General features: G+C 28.6%; 20 protein-coding genes. 2 read left to right on the plus strand and 18 right to left on the minus strand.

The genetic code is table 11. The features are described from left to right. Window positions 1-6: 6 nt before the first annotated feature. From KIB46_RS11105 to KIB46_RS16410, 8 genes are all read right to left on the minus strand, one after another. On the minus strand, window positions 7-846 hold the full coding sequence (locus tag KIB46_RS11105; protein WP_291671944.1) for a DegV family protein: 840 nt from the start codon (window positions 844-846) through the stop codon (window positions 7-9). Between the two features lie 354 nt (window positions 847-1,200). Next, complete coding sequence (locus KIB46_RS11110) at window positions 1,201-1,356, minus strand: zinc-ribbon domain-containing protein (RefSeq protein WP_027096711.1); 156 nt, start codon at window positions 1,354-1,356, stop codon at window positions 1,201-1,203. Between the two features lie 147 nt (window positions 1,357-1,503). Further along, window positions 1,504-2,235 (minus strand): MurR/RpiR family transcriptional regulator, encoded by a 732-nt coding sequence (locus KIB46_RS11115; RefSeq protein WP_156560761.1) that lies wholly within the window; start codon window positions 2,233-2,235, stop codon window positions 1,504-1,506. 160 nt (window positions 2,236-2,395) lie between these two features. After that, the gene (locus tag KIB46_RS11120; RefSeq protein WP_156560759.1) at window positions 2,396-3,742 is read right to left on the minus strand and encodes a 6-phospho-beta-glucosidase; all 1,347 of its coding nucleotides are present in this window, start codon (window positions 3,740-3,742) and stop codon (window positions 2,396-2,398) included. A 154-nt stretch (window positions 3,743-3,896) separates the two neighbouring features. Further along, window positions 3,897-4,694 (minus strand): nuclease-related domain-containing protein, encoded by a 798-nt coding sequence (locus KIB46_RS11125; protein ID WP_156560757.1) that lies wholly within the window; start codon window positions 4,692-4,694, stop codon window positions 3,897-3,899. Window positions 4,695-4,779: 85 nt separating this feature from the next. Next, window positions 4,780-5,196, minus strand: a complete 417-nt coding sequence (locus KIB46_RS11130) for a hypothetical protein (protein WP_291671950.1) — start codon at window positions 5,194-5,196, stop codon at window positions 4,780-4,782. Window positions 5,197-5,594: 398 nt separating this feature from the next. After that, a complete protein-coding gene (locus KIB46_RS16405; RefSeq protein WP_363290417.1) occupies window positions 5,595-6,062 on the minus strand; it encodes a pyruvate kinase in 468 nt (155 codons plus the stop codon). Further along, window positions 6,005-6,571, minus strand: a complete 567-nt coding sequence (locus KIB46_RS16410) for a pyruvate kinase (RefSeq protein ID WP_363290416.1) — start codon at window positions 6,569-6,571, stop codon at window positions 6,005-6,007. The genes KIB46_RS16405 and KIB46_RS16410 overlap by 58 nt, the downstream gene beginning before the upstream one ends. A gap of 192 nt (window positions 6,572-6,763) precedes the next feature. On the opposite strand from KIB46_RS16410, the gene KIB46_RS11140 reads away from it, so the two are divergent. Together KIB46_RS11140 and KIB46_RS11145 are read left to right on the plus strand one after the other, a co-directional pair. Then, complete coding sequence (locus KIB46_RS11140) at window positions 6,764-7,165, plus strand: hypothetical protein (RefSeq protein ID WP_156560752.1); 402 nt, start codon at window positions 6,764-6,766, stop codon at window positions 7,163-7,165. A 178-nt stretch (window positions 7,166-7,343) separates the two neighbouring features. Continuing rightward, entirely contained in the window at window positions 7,344-7,832 is a 489-nt protein-coding gene (locus KIB46_RS11145; protein WP_156560751.1) for a DUF4883 family protein, read from the plus strand. Between the two features lie 801 nt (window positions 7,833-8,633). Here KIB46_RS11145 and KIB46_RS11150 read toward each other — a convergent pair. The 10 genes from KIB46_RS11150 to KIB46_RS11195 form a co-directional block, all read right to left on the minus strand. After that, the gene (locus tag KIB46_RS11150) at window positions 8,634-9,089 is read right to left on the minus strand and encodes a hypothetical protein (RefSeq protein WP_291671953.1); all 456 of its coding nucleotides are present in this window, start codon (window positions 9,087-9,089) and stop codon (window positions 8,634-8,636) included. A gap of 531 nt (window positions 9,090-9,620) precedes the next feature. After that, window positions 9,621-9,941: a hypothetical protein gene (locus KIB46_RS11155; protein ID WP_291671955.1), complete on the minus strand. Its 321-nt coding sequence runs from the start codon at window positions 9,939-9,941 to the stop codon at window positions 9,621-9,623. Window positions 9,942-10,062: 121 nt separating this feature from the next. Continuing rightward, window positions 10,063-10,254 carry an HTH domain-containing protein gene (locus tag KIB46_RS11160; RefSeq protein ID WP_291671957.1) on the minus strand — a complete coding sequence of 64 codons (192 nt, stop codon included), beginning with the start codon at window positions 10,252-10,254 and terminating at the stop codon, window positions 10,063-10,065. A gap of 18 nt (window positions 10,255-10,272) precedes the next feature. Then, window positions 10,273-10,515: a hypothetical protein gene (locus KIB46_RS11165; protein WP_291671959.1), complete on the minus strand. Its 243-nt coding sequence runs from the start codon at window positions 10,513-10,515 to the stop codon at window positions 10,273-10,275. A 17-nt stretch (window positions 10,516-10,532) separates the two neighbouring features. Further along, window positions 10,533-10,802, minus strand: a complete 270-nt coding sequence (locus KIB46_RS11170; protein WP_291671961.1) for a hypothetical protein — start codon at window positions 10,800-10,802, stop codon at window positions 10,533-10,535. A gap of 249 nt (window positions 10,803-11,051) precedes the next feature. Further along, complete coding sequence (locus KIB46_RS11175) at window positions 11,052-11,963, minus strand: AEC family transporter (protein ID WP_291671963.1); 912 nt, start codon at window positions 11,961-11,963, stop codon at window positions 11,052-11,054. Between the two features lie 21 nt (window positions 11,964-11,984). After that, window positions 11,985-12,482 (minus strand): PTS glucose transporter subunit IIA, encoded by a 498-nt coding sequence (locus KIB46_RS11180; RefSeq protein ID WP_291671965.1) that lies wholly within the window; start codon window positions 12,480-12,482, stop codon window positions 11,985-11,987. 11 nt (window positions 12,483-12,493) lie between these two features. Further along, on the minus strand, window positions 12,494-13,876 hold the full coding sequence (locus KIB46_RS11185; protein ID WP_291671966.1) for a PTS transporter subunit EIIC: 1,383 nt from the start codon (window positions 13,874-13,876) through the stop codon (window positions 12,494-12,496). A 9-nt stretch (window positions 13,877-13,885) separates the two neighbouring features. Then, window positions 13,886-14,767, minus strand: coding sequence for a PRD domain-containing protein (locus KIB46_RS11190; protein ID WP_291671969.1), 882 nt, complete (start codon window positions 14,765-14,767; stop codon window positions 13,886-13,888). Between the two features lie 9 nt (window positions 14,768-14,776). Further along, window positions 14,777-16,231: a family 1 glycosylhydrolase gene (locus KIB46_RS11195; RefSeq protein WP_291671971.1), complete on the minus strand. Its 1,455-nt coding sequence runs from the start codon at window positions 16,229-16,231 to the stop codon at window positions 14,777-14,779. Window positions 16,232-16,510: the final 279 nt, after the last annotated feature.

Below are 16,510 nucleotides of genomic sequence, written 5' to 3' on the forward strand. Positions count from 1 at the left end.
TTAAGCTTAATACTTTTTAATCATTTGAATTGCTAAACATCCTGGCCCACCTTGAGTTATAAACACCGGAGATAATTCAAACAATTCCACATCTGAATTAGGAATATTATCTAATATTATCTTTTTTGCATTATTAGCTAACTCTTCAGCACATCCGTGTGTTATATAAATCTTATATCCCTCATCTACACCTGATTCTATAAATGAGTTACATATTGCTTCTATTCCCTTTGAAAAAGTTCTCTTAGTAGCAAACTTAGTAAGTTTTTTACAGTCTTCAGTTAGTGTCATTACCGGTACTAACTTCATTACCTTTCCTACCTTACCAACTAAAGGAGAAAGCCTTCCTCCCCTTACTAAGTAATCAAAATCATTTGGCATTAAAAATGATTTTGAGTTTTCTATCATCTCATTTACTATGTCTACTATTTCTGTTCTTGTTTTATTCATCTCAACTAATTTTACCACAACATCTATAATGTATCTATGTGGACCACATAAAGTCTTTGAGTTTATTACCGAAACTCTTTCAGGGTTCTCTAACATTTGTGCAGCCATACAGGCTGAATTATAGGTTCCAGATAATCCATCTGCCATAGTTATATTTATAATTTCATCATCTGGATAATTGTTGTATATTTCTAATACATCCCCTATAGATGGTTGTGAAGACATTGGTAAATGTCCTTCTTTTATTATTTCAACAAATTCCTTTGATTGTATTTCTTCAAATTCTTTATATGTCTTATTATCAATTGTTACCGACAATGGTGCTATATTAATACCTTTTGTTTTCCCATCTGACACTGAATATAAAGTTGATGAATCTGCAACTATTCTAATCATAATACCCTCCATTTTTCCAAGTCTAAAACATGTAGTTTCAGATACTATTTGTTTTAGATTATCATTCCCAAAACAGTTTGTCAATCAAAATATATTCATTATTAACTAATTTTATACAACAAAAAGGTGGGGAGGATATTTATTTTGTCGTTCAGTCCCAAGCTCCAAGTCACATAAAAACAAATCCCCCCCCACTCCTACTAGAGGTAAGGAAATTATAAAATTATTATCATTGATTTTATATTTTTTAATATGAAATTATAATAATAACTTTAATTTATATCTAATTAAAATTTTATATTTTCCTAGATAGCAAAAAAAGAGCTAATAAAATTAGCTCTTTACTTAACAAAACTATCTTCTGTTGTTTTGTTGCTTTCTAGCTCTTCTACAAGCTGGGCATCTAACTGGTTCGTTATCGAATCCCTTTTCTTTGTAGAATTCTTGTTCACCTACTGTGAAAGTGAATTCTTGACCACAATCTTTACATACGATTACTTTATCTTGCATATTGAAATTCCTCCTTTTAAAAATTTTAAAGATCCAATATTGACTCATATAATTTCTAAAGGAGAAATTGTACTTATCATAATGAATTTCTTTATATTAAGTTCTTTCAACATAAGTTATTATATCATATTGCTTCATTAAAAGCAATCATAATATTATTTTTTTATTCATAACTTTTTTTCCTAATCTTTCAACTATATATAATACGGGTAATTGAGAAGTTATATTATTATTGCCAACTTTAGACTCATTAATATAATAAGCTAAATTAATATCCGATATCTTAGCTATTGTACAATCCTCAGTATTAGTTATGCTAGCTATCTTACATCCTTCACTTTTAAGTTTATTTATAAACTCAATTATTATTCTAGTTTCACCTGATACAGATAAGGCTATAACCATACTATTTTCATAATATTTTGAGTTCATTGGAAAATATGGATCATCCATATAAACTGCAAACTTACCAAGGGAAGATAGAAACCTAGCTGCATACTGACTTAATACTCCTGATGTACCATTTCCAATAAAAATAATATTCTCAGCCTTTTTCATCATTTCACTTAGTTCTTCTACTTTTTTATCTAATTTACTATTTTCAACACATTGAAGAAAATTAATTAACTCACTAGTTTCATCACTAACTTTACTTAATCTTTCTTCCTCAATATTAAGCTTTAATTTAATTTTAAACTCTGAAAATCCATCAAATCCAAGCTTTTTACATAACCTTAAAACAGTTGTAGTTGAAACATGAGCTTCACTAGCCACTTCTCTAATTGTCATTTTCACTACTCTTTCTTTAATTTTAATTATGTAATTATACAAGGATAACTCTAAATCATTTAAACTCTCAATATTCTCATAATTAAACATATATACTAAACCTCATATTCAAATACTTATCTATTATTATAACAAGTATTACGTAGGTTAGTAAATTAAAAAAGATGGGGCAGATATTCACCCCTTTATTACCAAAATTAAGAAAACTATAAAAGAAGACTTGAATTTCAAGTCTTCTTTTATAAATCTATTATTTTGCTGATTCAATCTTAGCTATTTCATCCTTAAACTGTGGTAAATAATCTTTATGAGCCACTAGTAATTCATCTAATAAAATTTTAGCCATCTTATCTGAAGGTACTAATGGATTCATTGACATTGCCATTAATGCAGTGTGATAATCTCCTGTTACAGCTGCTTCTATTACTAACTTTTCAAATGTCTTTATTTCTTGAACCAAACCTGTAATTTGTAGAGGTAATTTACCCATTGCAAGTGGTCTTGGTCCTTCTTTAGTTATAACACAAGAAACTTCTACAGCCGAATCATCATCCAGTCCTTCAATTGCACCATTATTTCTGCAATCTACAGGTTGTATATCTCCCTTATCGTTGTAGATAGAATTAATTAATCTACATGCAGCATCTGAATATAATGCTCCACCTCTCTTTTCTAATTGTGGTGGTTTAATATCTAGATTTGGATCATCATATAATTTAAATAAATCATCTTCTAATCTCTTAACTACTTCTGCTCTTGTTTCTCCCTTAGCAAATTCCTTTAATTCACTTTCAAGCATTTCTTGAGTTTCATAGTAATATTTATGATATGGACATGGCATCATTCCTAATGATTTTATGAAATCTGCATCCCATTCAAAGTCTTTAATATTTTTAACTATTGCTCCCATTTTACCATCTGCAATGGCATCTACTACTTGATTTGTAACATCTGAACCATCTAAGAATATCTTTTTACCATAAACCATATGGTTTAATCCTACGAAGTCCATTCTTATTCTACTATGGTCAACACCTAACATATTAGCTGCTGCTTTTTCCATATTTATTGGTACATTACAAAGACCTATAACCTTTTTGTTTTTACCATATCTTATTAAAGCTTCTGTAACCATACCAGCTGGATTTGTAAAGTTAATTAAGAAAGCGTTTGGACATAATTCAGCCATATCCTTATCTATGTCTAATATTACTGGAATTGTTCTAAGTGCTTTAAACATTCCTCCAGCACCATTTGTTTCTTGACCTATAAGTCCATGACTTAATGGAATTCTTTCATCCTTAATTCTTGCATCTAATAATCCAACTCTTAATTGAGTAGTAACAAAATCTGCATCCTTAAGAGCTTCTCTTCTATCTAAAGTTAAGTGAATTTCCATTGGAACACCTGCTTTTTCAACCATTCTCTTAGCAAGCTCTCCAACAATTTCTAACTTATGTTTTCCTTCTTCAACATCTACTAACCATAATTCTCTTACTGGTAATTCATTATATCTCTTTATAAACCCTTCAACTAATTCTGGAGTATAACTTGATCCTCCACCAATAGTAACAATTTTGATTCCATCTTTTTTCATAAAACCGTTCCTCCTACCATATTTTTTTATCTACACTTAGGATAGCACATTTAACTAAAAATAATATATTGGTTTATAGTTTTGTGACATGTTACTACAATTTGTAACTGATTTCAGTAATTATGTTTTTTAAGTATAAATTTTCCCCACTTAACTACTTATATATAATGTTTAATATGTATAAAATTGCAAATATAGACACAGCAGCTAATCTACTTCTAAATTGCAGTTTTGCATCTATATATTTTTTATAACTAGCCTTTATTCCATCTAAATCTTTTTCACTATCAATCGTTACATATAACTTATCATATAGTACACTTTCATCATATTCATCTTCTATCTCATAATCATCTATATAATCATTTATTTCATCATTTTTAACTATTGGTACAGAGAAATTTTCTTCTCCCTCAATTTCAATATAATCACTTAAAAGTAACACTACATCAACTATTTCTTCTTCATCATATATTTTAGATAGGATTTCTCTATTCTTCTTTATCTTATTTATAGGAGAACTGATCATATAATATCCTTTTCTATCTCTTTTATACCAGTTACCATCTTCTTTAATTTTTATATCTCCTATATAACTGCAAGATACAACATTAAACACTCCCTTTGAGGTTACAATTATGCTGTCTAATTCCCCTTTTACTTCATCCTTTTTTAAAGTAACACCTTGAAGTGGAGTTATCTTACCTTCTATTTTACTAAATATTTTATTAACTCTATTATAAAGTTCTAGTTCATCAAAGGAATATGATTTTCTATATTGCATATAGCGTATTAAGCTATATCCTAAATATAGAGAAACTATTATGTAAAATATTTCAGTAGCTGCACTATCTAATCCAAGCTTTAATAATAAAGTACTCATCTTATAAACTAAATATATTAGAAAAAAAGAAAAAAAACATATATAAATCCTTTTAATATTATCTTTCATGACCCCTCCAAGTTTTTATTTTTAAGTCTATCCACCTACATATAATTTATTCATTTACATGAAAAAAACTACCAAAAGGCAGTTTTTAACACTTATATTTTGATATTCCTAACTTTAATGTTGAAGTAAGTTCAGTAAGATTTTGAGCTGCACCTGATACTTCATTACTAGCTGAATTGAGTTCTTCAGAAGAGGCAGCTACTTCTTCAGCTGTAGCTGACATTTCTTCTAATACGTAAGCTATATTTTCTACTCTTGTTATTATCTCTTCTTTACTTCTTGTTATCTCATGAAACTCATCTCTCATATCTCTTCTTGTACCATCAGAAAAAATTGCTTGTCCACTGTAATCTGTATATGCTCTTTCAATATCACCTTTAGTTTCAGAATCAAGTTTTAACACCTTTGATTTTTCAATTAAAGATATTTCTTCATTTACCAATACTGAGTTATTGGCCATACTTTCAAGAGATTCTAGGTTCGATTTTATGGTACTTTTCACTGACTTCCTGCAAGCTTTTAAATTTGTGTAACTAATTTCGTATTTGTATTAATTGTACTTTCTTTAGATATACGTAATCCTTGCAAGAAAATAACTATACTGCCAATTATAACGAATGGTAATATTCTCTTTAGTAACTTAGCTTTTAATGACTTTGTTTTTTTAGATTCTCAATATTCAGTAATATCGTCCTCCCTTTCCTTTGTATACCACATATAAATTGTATTAAATTTCTCATTATGCATATTATTTCTTTTATTTAATACATATAATTTTGAATATAATGTTAAACTAAATAAATAATTTTATAACTCTATATAAAGTATAAAAAATTATAACCCCTAAAGAAAACCATAATATTGGTATCAAATATGCTTTATCACTCTTCTTACTCATACTTACTCCTTTGAATATTTTTTTATTATCTCAGTCAAAAAATCCACTGTCTTTATAGGAACTTTTCCAATTGAAGTTTCCCCCGCTAACAAAAAACCACTTACCCCGCAATTAACAAAATTATATATACTTTCTACCTCTGGTAATTCTGGTTTTCTACCATTTTTCATACTATTTAATAAATGAGTGGCCACTATAACCTCTTTATTATTTTTCACACATGATTCAATTACTTTATTTTCATATATTGGTGTATCTTCTATGCTTCCTTCTGGAATAAGATCTCCCCTACCTATTACAACTCCATCTACTTCATTAAGTATATAATCAATATTTTTTATTCCCATAAGAGTCTCAACCTTGGCCCATATTTTAACATTAAAATCTTTATTTACTTCTTTAATATAATTCTTTACCTTCTTAACATCACTTGAACTTTCAACAAAGGACTGACAAATTCCTTTAATGATAAAGGTATTCCACTTCTATCCAATTCCTTTATATTGCATCCTTTTCCTGCTCTAACCACTCCTCCTTTTATAACTTTAGTTTTTATCCATTCATCTGTTTTATCTAAAACCTCAAAATTCATAGTATTATCTTTCATTGAAATGCTTCTAACTTTATTAGAATTTAAAATATGCTTTGATATATTTAACGGTATTATTTTTTTGCTACCAAAAGCAGAGTTATATCCTCTTTTTTTATAAGAATCTTCTCCGCAAAAGAATACTTCCTCTCCATGATATAGCTTAATTATATAAGGCAACTTATCAGATACTCTTATTTTACTTCCCGACAAATCTTGCATTATTTTGATATCACTTTTTATGCTTTTTACAATATTTATGTTTTCCTCAAACTCATCTAATCTACCATGAGAAAAATTTAATCTTATCATGTTAGTTCCACTATCAATAATATCTCTTAATATTAGTTTTTCATTTGTGCTAGGACCTATTGTAGCTATTACTAACATCTTCTCCTCCTTATATATTAATGCCAGTTTATCTAATGGCTATCCACTACAGCACTTCCACCAGATAGAAACTTTATCTGAAGCTAAGACTTCAGTTTATATTACTCCCTAATATTAATAAATATCACTAAATACTATAAATTTGTGGCACATGTTACATAACTACATACTATGTTATAGAGGTGATTTTATATGAAGGATATAAAAAAATTAATTGCCTTATGGAAGAAACAATGCTCTTCAACAAAAATAATATTATTTATTGGATTTGCATGTCTTATGAATGTGGTTATTTCAACTCTTTTGGGAAGTAATAGTTTTCCAGAAAATAATATGGCTATAAAATCTATTCTTTCATCAATATTTGGATATGTGTTTGGAAAACATTGTATACCTAGTAAATTTGGTCATGAAGAAATTCAAACCATCACTGGCGGCCTAGTTGCAATCATTTGTCTAGCTGCATTATTTATAACAAATTGGATACATCTTGATCCATCTTTATCTGGTCTAAGCGAAATAAGAGACTTATTGTTGCTTGCTGTAGGCTTCTTAATTTCAAAGGCAAAGAATAAAGGAAAATCTTGCTTATAAAAAGTAGAATAAATACTTATTTTGCTTGATTTTATACTTTCCTATGCCTTAAAAAAACTAAACCCAAGGATTTTCTTGGGTTTCTTCTAATATTAATTCATTATGAATGTATTGTTCTAAATAACTATTATTCTGAATAAGTTTATATAGTAACTACTTATGTTATGGAGGTTTTCTTATGAAGAAATTTACAATATACATTTTTCTCATGCTATCACTTTTGTTACAAGGATGTTCATTTAGTGATCCTAAATACATAAACTTTAGTGAAAAATCTTCTCCTGATTTTTACACTAAAGAAATATATTCAAAACTTCTTAATGATGAAGAGTATTCTTTAGAATTATTCAACACTAACTTCTATAAAAATGTTCCTATTAATAAGGAAGAGGATAACGATATTATAGAAAATTTTATTCGTTCCCTATCTAAAGATAACTATAAAACTGATGGAATTATTCCAGAAGAAAAAGAACCATATCAATTAAAGATTACCTTTGATGATTCAAAGTATGTAATAAAAATATATAGCAATAGTATAGTAACCGTTTCTCCTTGGGATGGAATATATCCTGAAGATATTATTAATATTGAAGATGTTCCTAATAGATATAACTTATTTGACTTTTGCTCACATATTGAACATGAATGGAAGTATAATCAATAAGAGAAAAATATAACTATCGTATTAGTGGTTCCACCCACTCTAACGATAGTTTTTTTATTTATTCAATTAAGTTTTGTTCAATCTTAGTTTTGCATACTTAATTGAAAGAACCACTTAAAATTTATTTTCAAAAAAAGTGTAGCGGATATTTATTTTTCGTGTTCCGTCGCAAGCTCCAAGTCACAGAAAAATAAATATCTATTCCCTTCTTACTTAAGGTAAAGAAATTATAAAATTACTATCCTTTATTTTATATTTTCCTAGACAGTAAAATATATTCTTCTTCAGAATTCATCTCATAGAAATCCCTTCAAACCCGCATTTTTACTATAACTTCTTAAGTTCTTTTCTTCTTAAGTTCTTAAAAACTTAAGAACTTATCTTTTTGCATATAAAATTTATAGAAAAACAATTTTGAAGTTTGAGATAGTAATAAGAACGAGGACTTTGTAATGTCTAAATATGATTTATTTTACGAAGAACCAATGAACTAGATCTGTTTTACAGATCTAGTGCCACCATCTAAAATGGAGAATTTTTTGAAGTCAGTAGATTCTATTCTTTTAGAAAATCAACTCTAATAAAGCTTAATCAGATTAAAGGTGAAAGCCATGACTTTAAGATTTATATGAATACTATTGTTGATAGTGCTGTCTGCTTTTACTGTAAACATGTAATAAAAAAAGCTGAGGTCAACCTTTCTCAACTTTTCATTGTACAATTTCTTAGTATTGCGACATAAAAAATACCGCATATTCTTTTTTGAATAATACGGTATTCCTATAATATATTTAAAAGTTATTATCTTTTTTCATTTAACTTCAACACTTTTTTACTAGCAATCATAAGTATTATTATATATAAAGGTATAATTATAAATGATATATTAAATAAATTTAATGTGTATATATAATCAAAAATAGAAACAAAAGGTAGTATTAAAACATTGCTTAATATCAAAATACTATATGGAAACATTATATCTGGTGTACTTTGAACATATGATGAATAAAAATAATCCTTATCAATAATAAGTATTATAAATATTCCTAAAATAATTAATAAATACTTGATAATACTATTTTTTTTAACTTTAAATTTCTTAATTAAAATTAAAAACAGCATTGTATTAACTAATAATATTACCCATGAAAATTCATTAACATATCTATATGGTTTTTCAGTTATTACACCTATACCCAATGCAGAAATAAACAATATTAGGTGGATTATTATTAATTTATATCTATCTTTCATTTTCTTACCTCTCATTTTACGCTGTAATATATCTTATAACGAATCAATTATAACATATACTTCCAATACCGTATTATTCAATTTTCAAAGATCTCTTAGTTCGTACTTTCTACATATTAAAAATATCATGAATTATCAATATAGATAAACTGGGATTTACTCAACTAAACATAGAAGTTAATTTTTGTGATTTTTATCCATAATAAAATCAAATAGCATACTTATGACCAAGTAGATTATTGTGCTAACCGAGATAATCTTAATGTCAAATTATCTCAAATACAAAGTTGCAGCACTTAATATAGCAAAGAAAGTAATTTCCCCCAACACATATTTCATCCATTTTTTCACACGCACTCACCTTTTTAAATTTCAATTTGTAAATCTATTTTCTAACAATTTGATATGTGCAACAATACATTTCCTACTAAATAATTCATTTATGACATAATTTGATTACTATAAAATATATCACGATAGATTTTATGATAATATCCTTTGCATAAACGATAACGCACAACAATCATTACATTATATAAATTCAACAAATAATGTTGTGCAACATAATACAAATTTATATTCTTTTAAAGAATATATTGTTTCATAACAGCGCTCAATAATATCTTCATCATAATATTGCTTTAAAACATTTCTCATTTGTACATCATCAAATTGTATTGCTTGAGAAGAAATCAAATATTCATTAAGAGCCATCAATGTTTTTTGCCATTGTTCTTCATTACCTGTTAATCTTGTTCCATTTTCATCACCAATTAATTTTGTAGTTGTATCATTTAATATTTTATCCTTAATAAAGTTTATATCTGAAATAATAGAACTTACACCAACCAAATAATTTTCTGAAGCTGATAAATAGATGATTTTCTTTTCATAAAACAGTAATTCTTTTAAAATATCTAAATGTCTGTATTCTGGATCAAAAACATCAATATCATCTTTATGTGAAAAATCGTTAATATTTTATAATTTTAATCCCAAACTTGGTTTTTTCAAAAGAGGAGCCTTCTTCTTCAATCTGCAACAAATCATTATGTATCTTTCTTTTTGATACTGAAAGTTCATCTGATAAATTTTTCACTGTTACATAATCAACATGATAAGTTAAAAATTCTATTAACTTTTTTTGCCTTTGTGTAGCCTTCAATTTTACTCCTCCTTTTCTTTAATTTAATTCTTGTTCAAAATTCTTAAGTGATTTTATAAGATTTTCTTTATTCATGTGAATAATGTCATTTTTCTTAAATAATCCTCCTGCTGTTCCTACATAACGATATCCAGATAAAAACGCTTCTTTTACATTTTTAGCACTAATTCCACCTACAGCCATTAACGGAAGATCACCCATTAGTTCACAAACTTTTCTTGAATAGTCCATACTAACTTCATTATCTGGAAATATTTTCACTACGTCAGCCCCTAAATTTAATTGCTCTGCAATCTCAGAAGGTGTGAATACGCCAGGAACGTGAATGCGCCATGAACAGAAATAATACTATGTTCTTTACAATAATCTAACATTTGTTTTGACATCATTCTAGGAGATAAAACAAACGTTGCTCCGGTATTTACAGCTTTCAACAATTCCTCATAGGTTTGTACAGTTCCTGCACCAATATTTAAACTCTCATTAAATTCTTTTGAGATTTTTTTAATAATATCATATGCATTTTCTGTATTTAGTGTTATCTCCATATTTTCACATAATTTGCTTGTTCTAATACTTGGGCTACACAACGTACTTGTTCATATGAATCCCCTCTTAAAATCATTGTTACTTTAGATAAATTCATGTCTTTATTTCTCCTTACAAACACATTCTCTCATCACCATTTTAATAAGAAAATTTCATTTTTTTGCAACATGATTGTTGCAAATTAACAGTTATAATCTTTTTGAAATAATAAAAAGCTGAACAGAAAAAATGTTCTATTCAGCATATTTTTAATTTAAAATTAGTAAAACTACTATGATTGCTATAATTGAAACAAAAATACTAACAGAATTAGATATTGCTGGCATTTCTTTCACATATCCACACTTTCTTGAAAATACTGGAGCTACTGAGGCAATTGGCGTGAATAATGCAAGAATCAATATTTTTTTTGCAAGTTCCGGTAAAGGTATTAAGAAATAAATTATTAGTGATATTACAACATTTCCTATCATCCTAATCATCATAATATTGATAACATCTTTTACTTCACTTTTGGGTATATGAAATTCAATTAACAAACCAATCATAAACATTGCTAAAAATCCATTACCACTTCCAATCATTTTTGCTGTATTAATAATGAAATTCGGAAGTCGAATGTGTAATAAGGCAAGAACTAACATTAGCATATATGTATCAAAAGGTATAGATGATCCTATCTTTTTTAATATTTCTTTACAATTGATATTAGTTTTTGCATATGCAACACAATGTGCCATAACATAAGTGATTCCCAATCCCATTATAGCGTTACCAATATCGAACATACAAAGATAAGCAACTCCCAATCCAGGGAAAAAAATTTCTACAAAAGGTAAAGCAAAATTACCAATATTATATCCAGAACTATTAATCATAAAAGCTGCTTGACGTTTAGTATCATCACCTTTTGCATAAAAGTATCCTATTAAAACTAATATTAGATTAGCACTAATAGCAATTAAAACCATTTTAAATGTATCTACTGTTATGACCATATTATTGGCATTACTTAATAATGCACAAGGTAATGTAAGATATAAAATTAATTTACTAATCATATCTGCATCTTGTTTTTTGAATAGTCCGAAGTATTTTAATAGATATCCTATAAGAATAACAAAGATAAATATTGACAAATTTATAATAATATTTAACATTTTTCGTTATCCAATATAAATTTAACTTTCTAATGTAGCAATAATATCTTTCCCTATTGTTACTTTTCCGTTTTTTAAAATGCGAATCGGATGTTCTTCACTATTTGTTATAATAACCATTGTTATTGTATTAAAACCAGCCTCTTCTATTTGTTGTTTATCTATTTCAATAATTGGTGTACCTGCTTTTACAATACTTTGCTCTTTCACAAGTGCACGAAATCCTTTACCATTTAATGTTACGGTATCTAATCCTATATGAACTAATATTTCAACTCCCTGTTTTGTCCTTATACCAAACGCATGCTTTGTTGGAAAAATCATGGTTATTGTTCCATTAACTGGAGCACAGATGATATGAGAAGATAGTTTTACTGCAAAACCATCTCCCATCATCTTTTGTGAAAAAACTTCATCTGGAACTTGCTTTAAGTCCATAGCTAAACCATCAGAGACACTCATGATTTGATTGTCTTTTATCGCATGTATATCTTTATTTTTCTTTACAAATTTAAACATAATCAATTCTCCTATTCTGTAATTTCTTCAAAGCCTAAAATATAAGTAATAAGTGCACTAACCACAATAGCAACAATGCAACCAGCTATTATCGCAAGAATGGTTTCCTTAAATATAGGCAATGCTAAAATACTAGATGCTCCCATTTCAAAAACCTTAGCACCAAGAATACCAGCTACACAACCACCAGCAAAGCCTCCTGCAATAACTGCATATAAAGGTTTTTTCAAACGTAATGTAATGCCATATATAGCCGGTTCTGTAACACCAGCAATTGTACATCCAACTGCACAACTAATCGCCTCTGAACGAAAATGTGCATTTTTAGATTTTAATGCTACTCCAATACAAGCTCCGCCTTCTGCCATATTATGTAACAATAATGATGGTCTGAAAAAGCCATCAAATCCTACTGAGGAAATACTTTGTACCATAAATGGTCCAAATAGTGTATGCATACCAGTCATTATCAATGCAGGCATTGCTCCTGTGAGTACTCCTACAGCAACAAATCCGATTGTTTCTTGTATCCATACTAAACCGTTTACTACATATTCTCCAATATATGTACCTAATGGACCAAGAATAATCAAAGTGAACGGAAGAGCGATTGCTAGAGTAAACATCCCGACAAATGCTGATTTTAATGCTCCTGGAATCACTTTAGTAAAGAAATGTTCCAATTTTGCAACAAGATAAGTAGATAACAATGCTGGTAATAACGAATTAGAGTATTTTACCATTAGTACTGGTAATCCCATCATTGTTACTGTAGTTCCTTCATCTAATAATGCTACGAAATTAGGATAAATCAACATTGCTACCACACTCATTGCAAGAGCAGGCGAGCAATTAACTTTACGAGAAGCTCCATAAGCTACAAAAATCGGCATAAAATAGAATGGTGCAGATGCTAAGAAGTCAAACATCATATATGTTTGATTTGCTGTTATATCAGCGTTCATCATGCTTAATAAAGCTAGGACAACACGAATCATACCTGCGCCGACTAAAGCTGGGATAAATGGTGTTACAGAACCTGCCACATAGTCTAATACATTATTAACAAGTTTTTTCATTGTAAAATGCTTGTTTTCAGTTTGATTTTCTTCTGTATCTTCCTGAATTAAATCACCAATATTAATATCATTTTGTTCAATAATTTTATCAAAAACAGGCATCAGATTTTTTCCCATAATAATCTGATATTGATTCATTCCATATGTAACCCCTAAGATATTTTTTGTAGCTTTTAATCCCTCTGTATCCGCCTTATCTTTATCAAGTAGACTGAAACGAAGTCGAGTAGTACAGTGTGTAACATATTTTATATTTTCTTTTCCGCCAACTTTTTCAATAATAATATTGGCTAATTCTTCATAATTAATTGCCATAATAACCTCCTATTTATTGGTAATACGAATTATATGAATCATTAAATACATACGATCATTATCCTGCATCTCATAATGATGTTTTTCTTTTAAGTATTCAGCTATTTTATCTAAACATGGATTTACTTCCGGATATCCTTGTTTTAATACTTTAAATACTTTATCATCATTCATTAATTCATCATCATTATGATCATTATGAATTGCATACACTTTTTTCATAAAGAACTTTAAGTGAATAATTAATCTTGAATAATCGATTGTATCTTCTTCAAATGTTACATTAAAATAATCTTCAATAATCTTTAATATATCATCTAATCCTTCTACGACACGAATTGTGCTGTCAAACATTTCTGTCCATTGTGCATTAATAATATGAAATGCAATAGATGCAGCCTCTGTCATTTCGACTTGAACACTAAAATGTTTATTAATCATTTTTACTGCATCTAAACCAATATTCCATTCTTTTTTATAATAACGTTTTATTTCTTCATTTAACATATTAGGAATGAATAGTCCTTGATTGAAGCGTTCTACAGCACAATGTATATGATCAGCCAAAACAATTACAAGATTCGTATTTAATGTTGTTTGTAAAACTTCTTCTGCATAAGTAATTATATGCTCAGTTAACTCTATACAGTCAAATGGAATTTCTTCTAATAAAGTTATGAGTTTATTTTTTTGTGAATTACCTGAAAGCACATAGGTTTTTAATATTTTGCTAGTATCAATCTCATCCTTCACATGATGCCTGAAGCCAATACCATTACCTACAACAATGATTTCTTTGCCGTTTTTATCTTTTGAAACGACTGCATTATTATTTAATATTTTATAGATTCTCATCTTATATCCAAACATCATATTCCAGCGAGCATTCAATAATTTTTCCTAAATGCTCAGGTCACCTCCATCTGTTTCAATTACTTTTTTATACCACTCAAAGGAATCCTTTTTTATTCTTTTTAACGTCCCATTTCCATGATCATCCATATCTACAAAGATAAAACCATAACGTTTTTTCATTTCTCCTGTGCTAAGAGATATTAAGTCTGTACAACCCCACATGGTATAACCAATACAATCAACTTTATCTATATTGATTGCATCACGAATCTGCTTAATATGTTTTGAAAGATAATCTATACGATAATCGTCATGAATACATCCATCTTTTCCTACTTCTTCATGGTAACCAATACCATTCTCAATCACAAATAGTGGTAATTGATATCGATCGTATAAATCGTTTAAGCAATATCTTAATCCTAAAGCATCAATTGACCATCCCCATGGAGTTGTTTCACAATAAGGATTATTACCCCCAAATCTCATTTCTTCATATTCCTCTCCTGAAGTAATGGTTGAAGAACGATAATAACTAAACGATATAAAGTCTAATGTGTTATTTTTAATCAATACTTCATCTCCGTCTTCCATTTTAATATGAATATGTTTTCTGTCAAATATTTCAGCAGAATAAGAAGGATATTCACCTCTTGCCATTACATCCATAAAGAAAAATGTTTCTCTTCTTCGTTGAAATGTATAAAATACATCTTCAGGTTTACAAGTAGCTGGATATAATTCGCTCATAGCAAACATAGTTCCAAATTGCGCATCTGGCATCATAGCATGTCCGATTGCAATAACCTTTGCACTTGCCACAAACATATGATGAATTGCTTGATAATGAGTTTGTGAATCTACTTTATGGATTCCCATTTGTGCATAACCTTCTAATGCATTAATTTCATTAAACGTTAACCAGTACTTTACCTTTCCTTTAAATCGTTCAAATAACGTTGTTGCAAATTTAACGTAACAATCAATAATATAGCGACTACTCCATCCATCATATTCTTTGCAAAGATGATTAGGAAGTTCATCATGTGCAATCGTAATTAGCGGTTGAATGTTATATTTCAAAAGTTCATCAATAACATCTTCATAAAATTTAAGACCTTCTTCATTTGGAGAAGTTTCTTCACCAGTAGGATATATTCTTGACCAACATACTGAAAACCTATATGTTGTAAATCCCATTTCCCCCATCAAAGCAATATCTTCTTTATAATGGTGATAAAAATCAGTTGCTTGAAAACTTGGATAATATACATCATCAAATAAACAGGCTTCTGCGCCATCTGGTAAAGAAGAACGATAATCGACACTGCCTCGTGTACCATCTTCTAATGTATAAGTGATCTGTCGTTTATGATACATATCACCTGTTGTTACGAAATCCTGAGATAAAATACCTCTACCACCTTCATTGTAGCCACCTTCATATTGGAAATCCGCTGTTGCGCCTCCCCATAAAAAACCTTTTGGAAATTTGTCCATTGTTTTTCCTCCTTTTTTTCTTTGATAACGAAAAAAAAGCAAAACCCATCCTTTGTATCTCAACAAAGTCTGGATTTTGCCTGATCGATCATTTTCGTCAGTAACAAGTCCTTAATTTCTAACTTTTTACACTTATATTTTATCATAACGCTTACATGATTTCAATACCCTTATGATTTTTGTTTGAGTCAAGTAAAAGTTGGCAATAATTTCACTTATTTTTATATCCATTATTCTACAGTTGACTTTTATAATTTCACTACCCAAACCTACTTTTAA

Source organism: Clostridium sp., from assembly GCF_018372875.1.
GTDB lineage: Bacteria > Bacillota > Clostridia > Clostridiales > Clostridiaceae > Clostridium.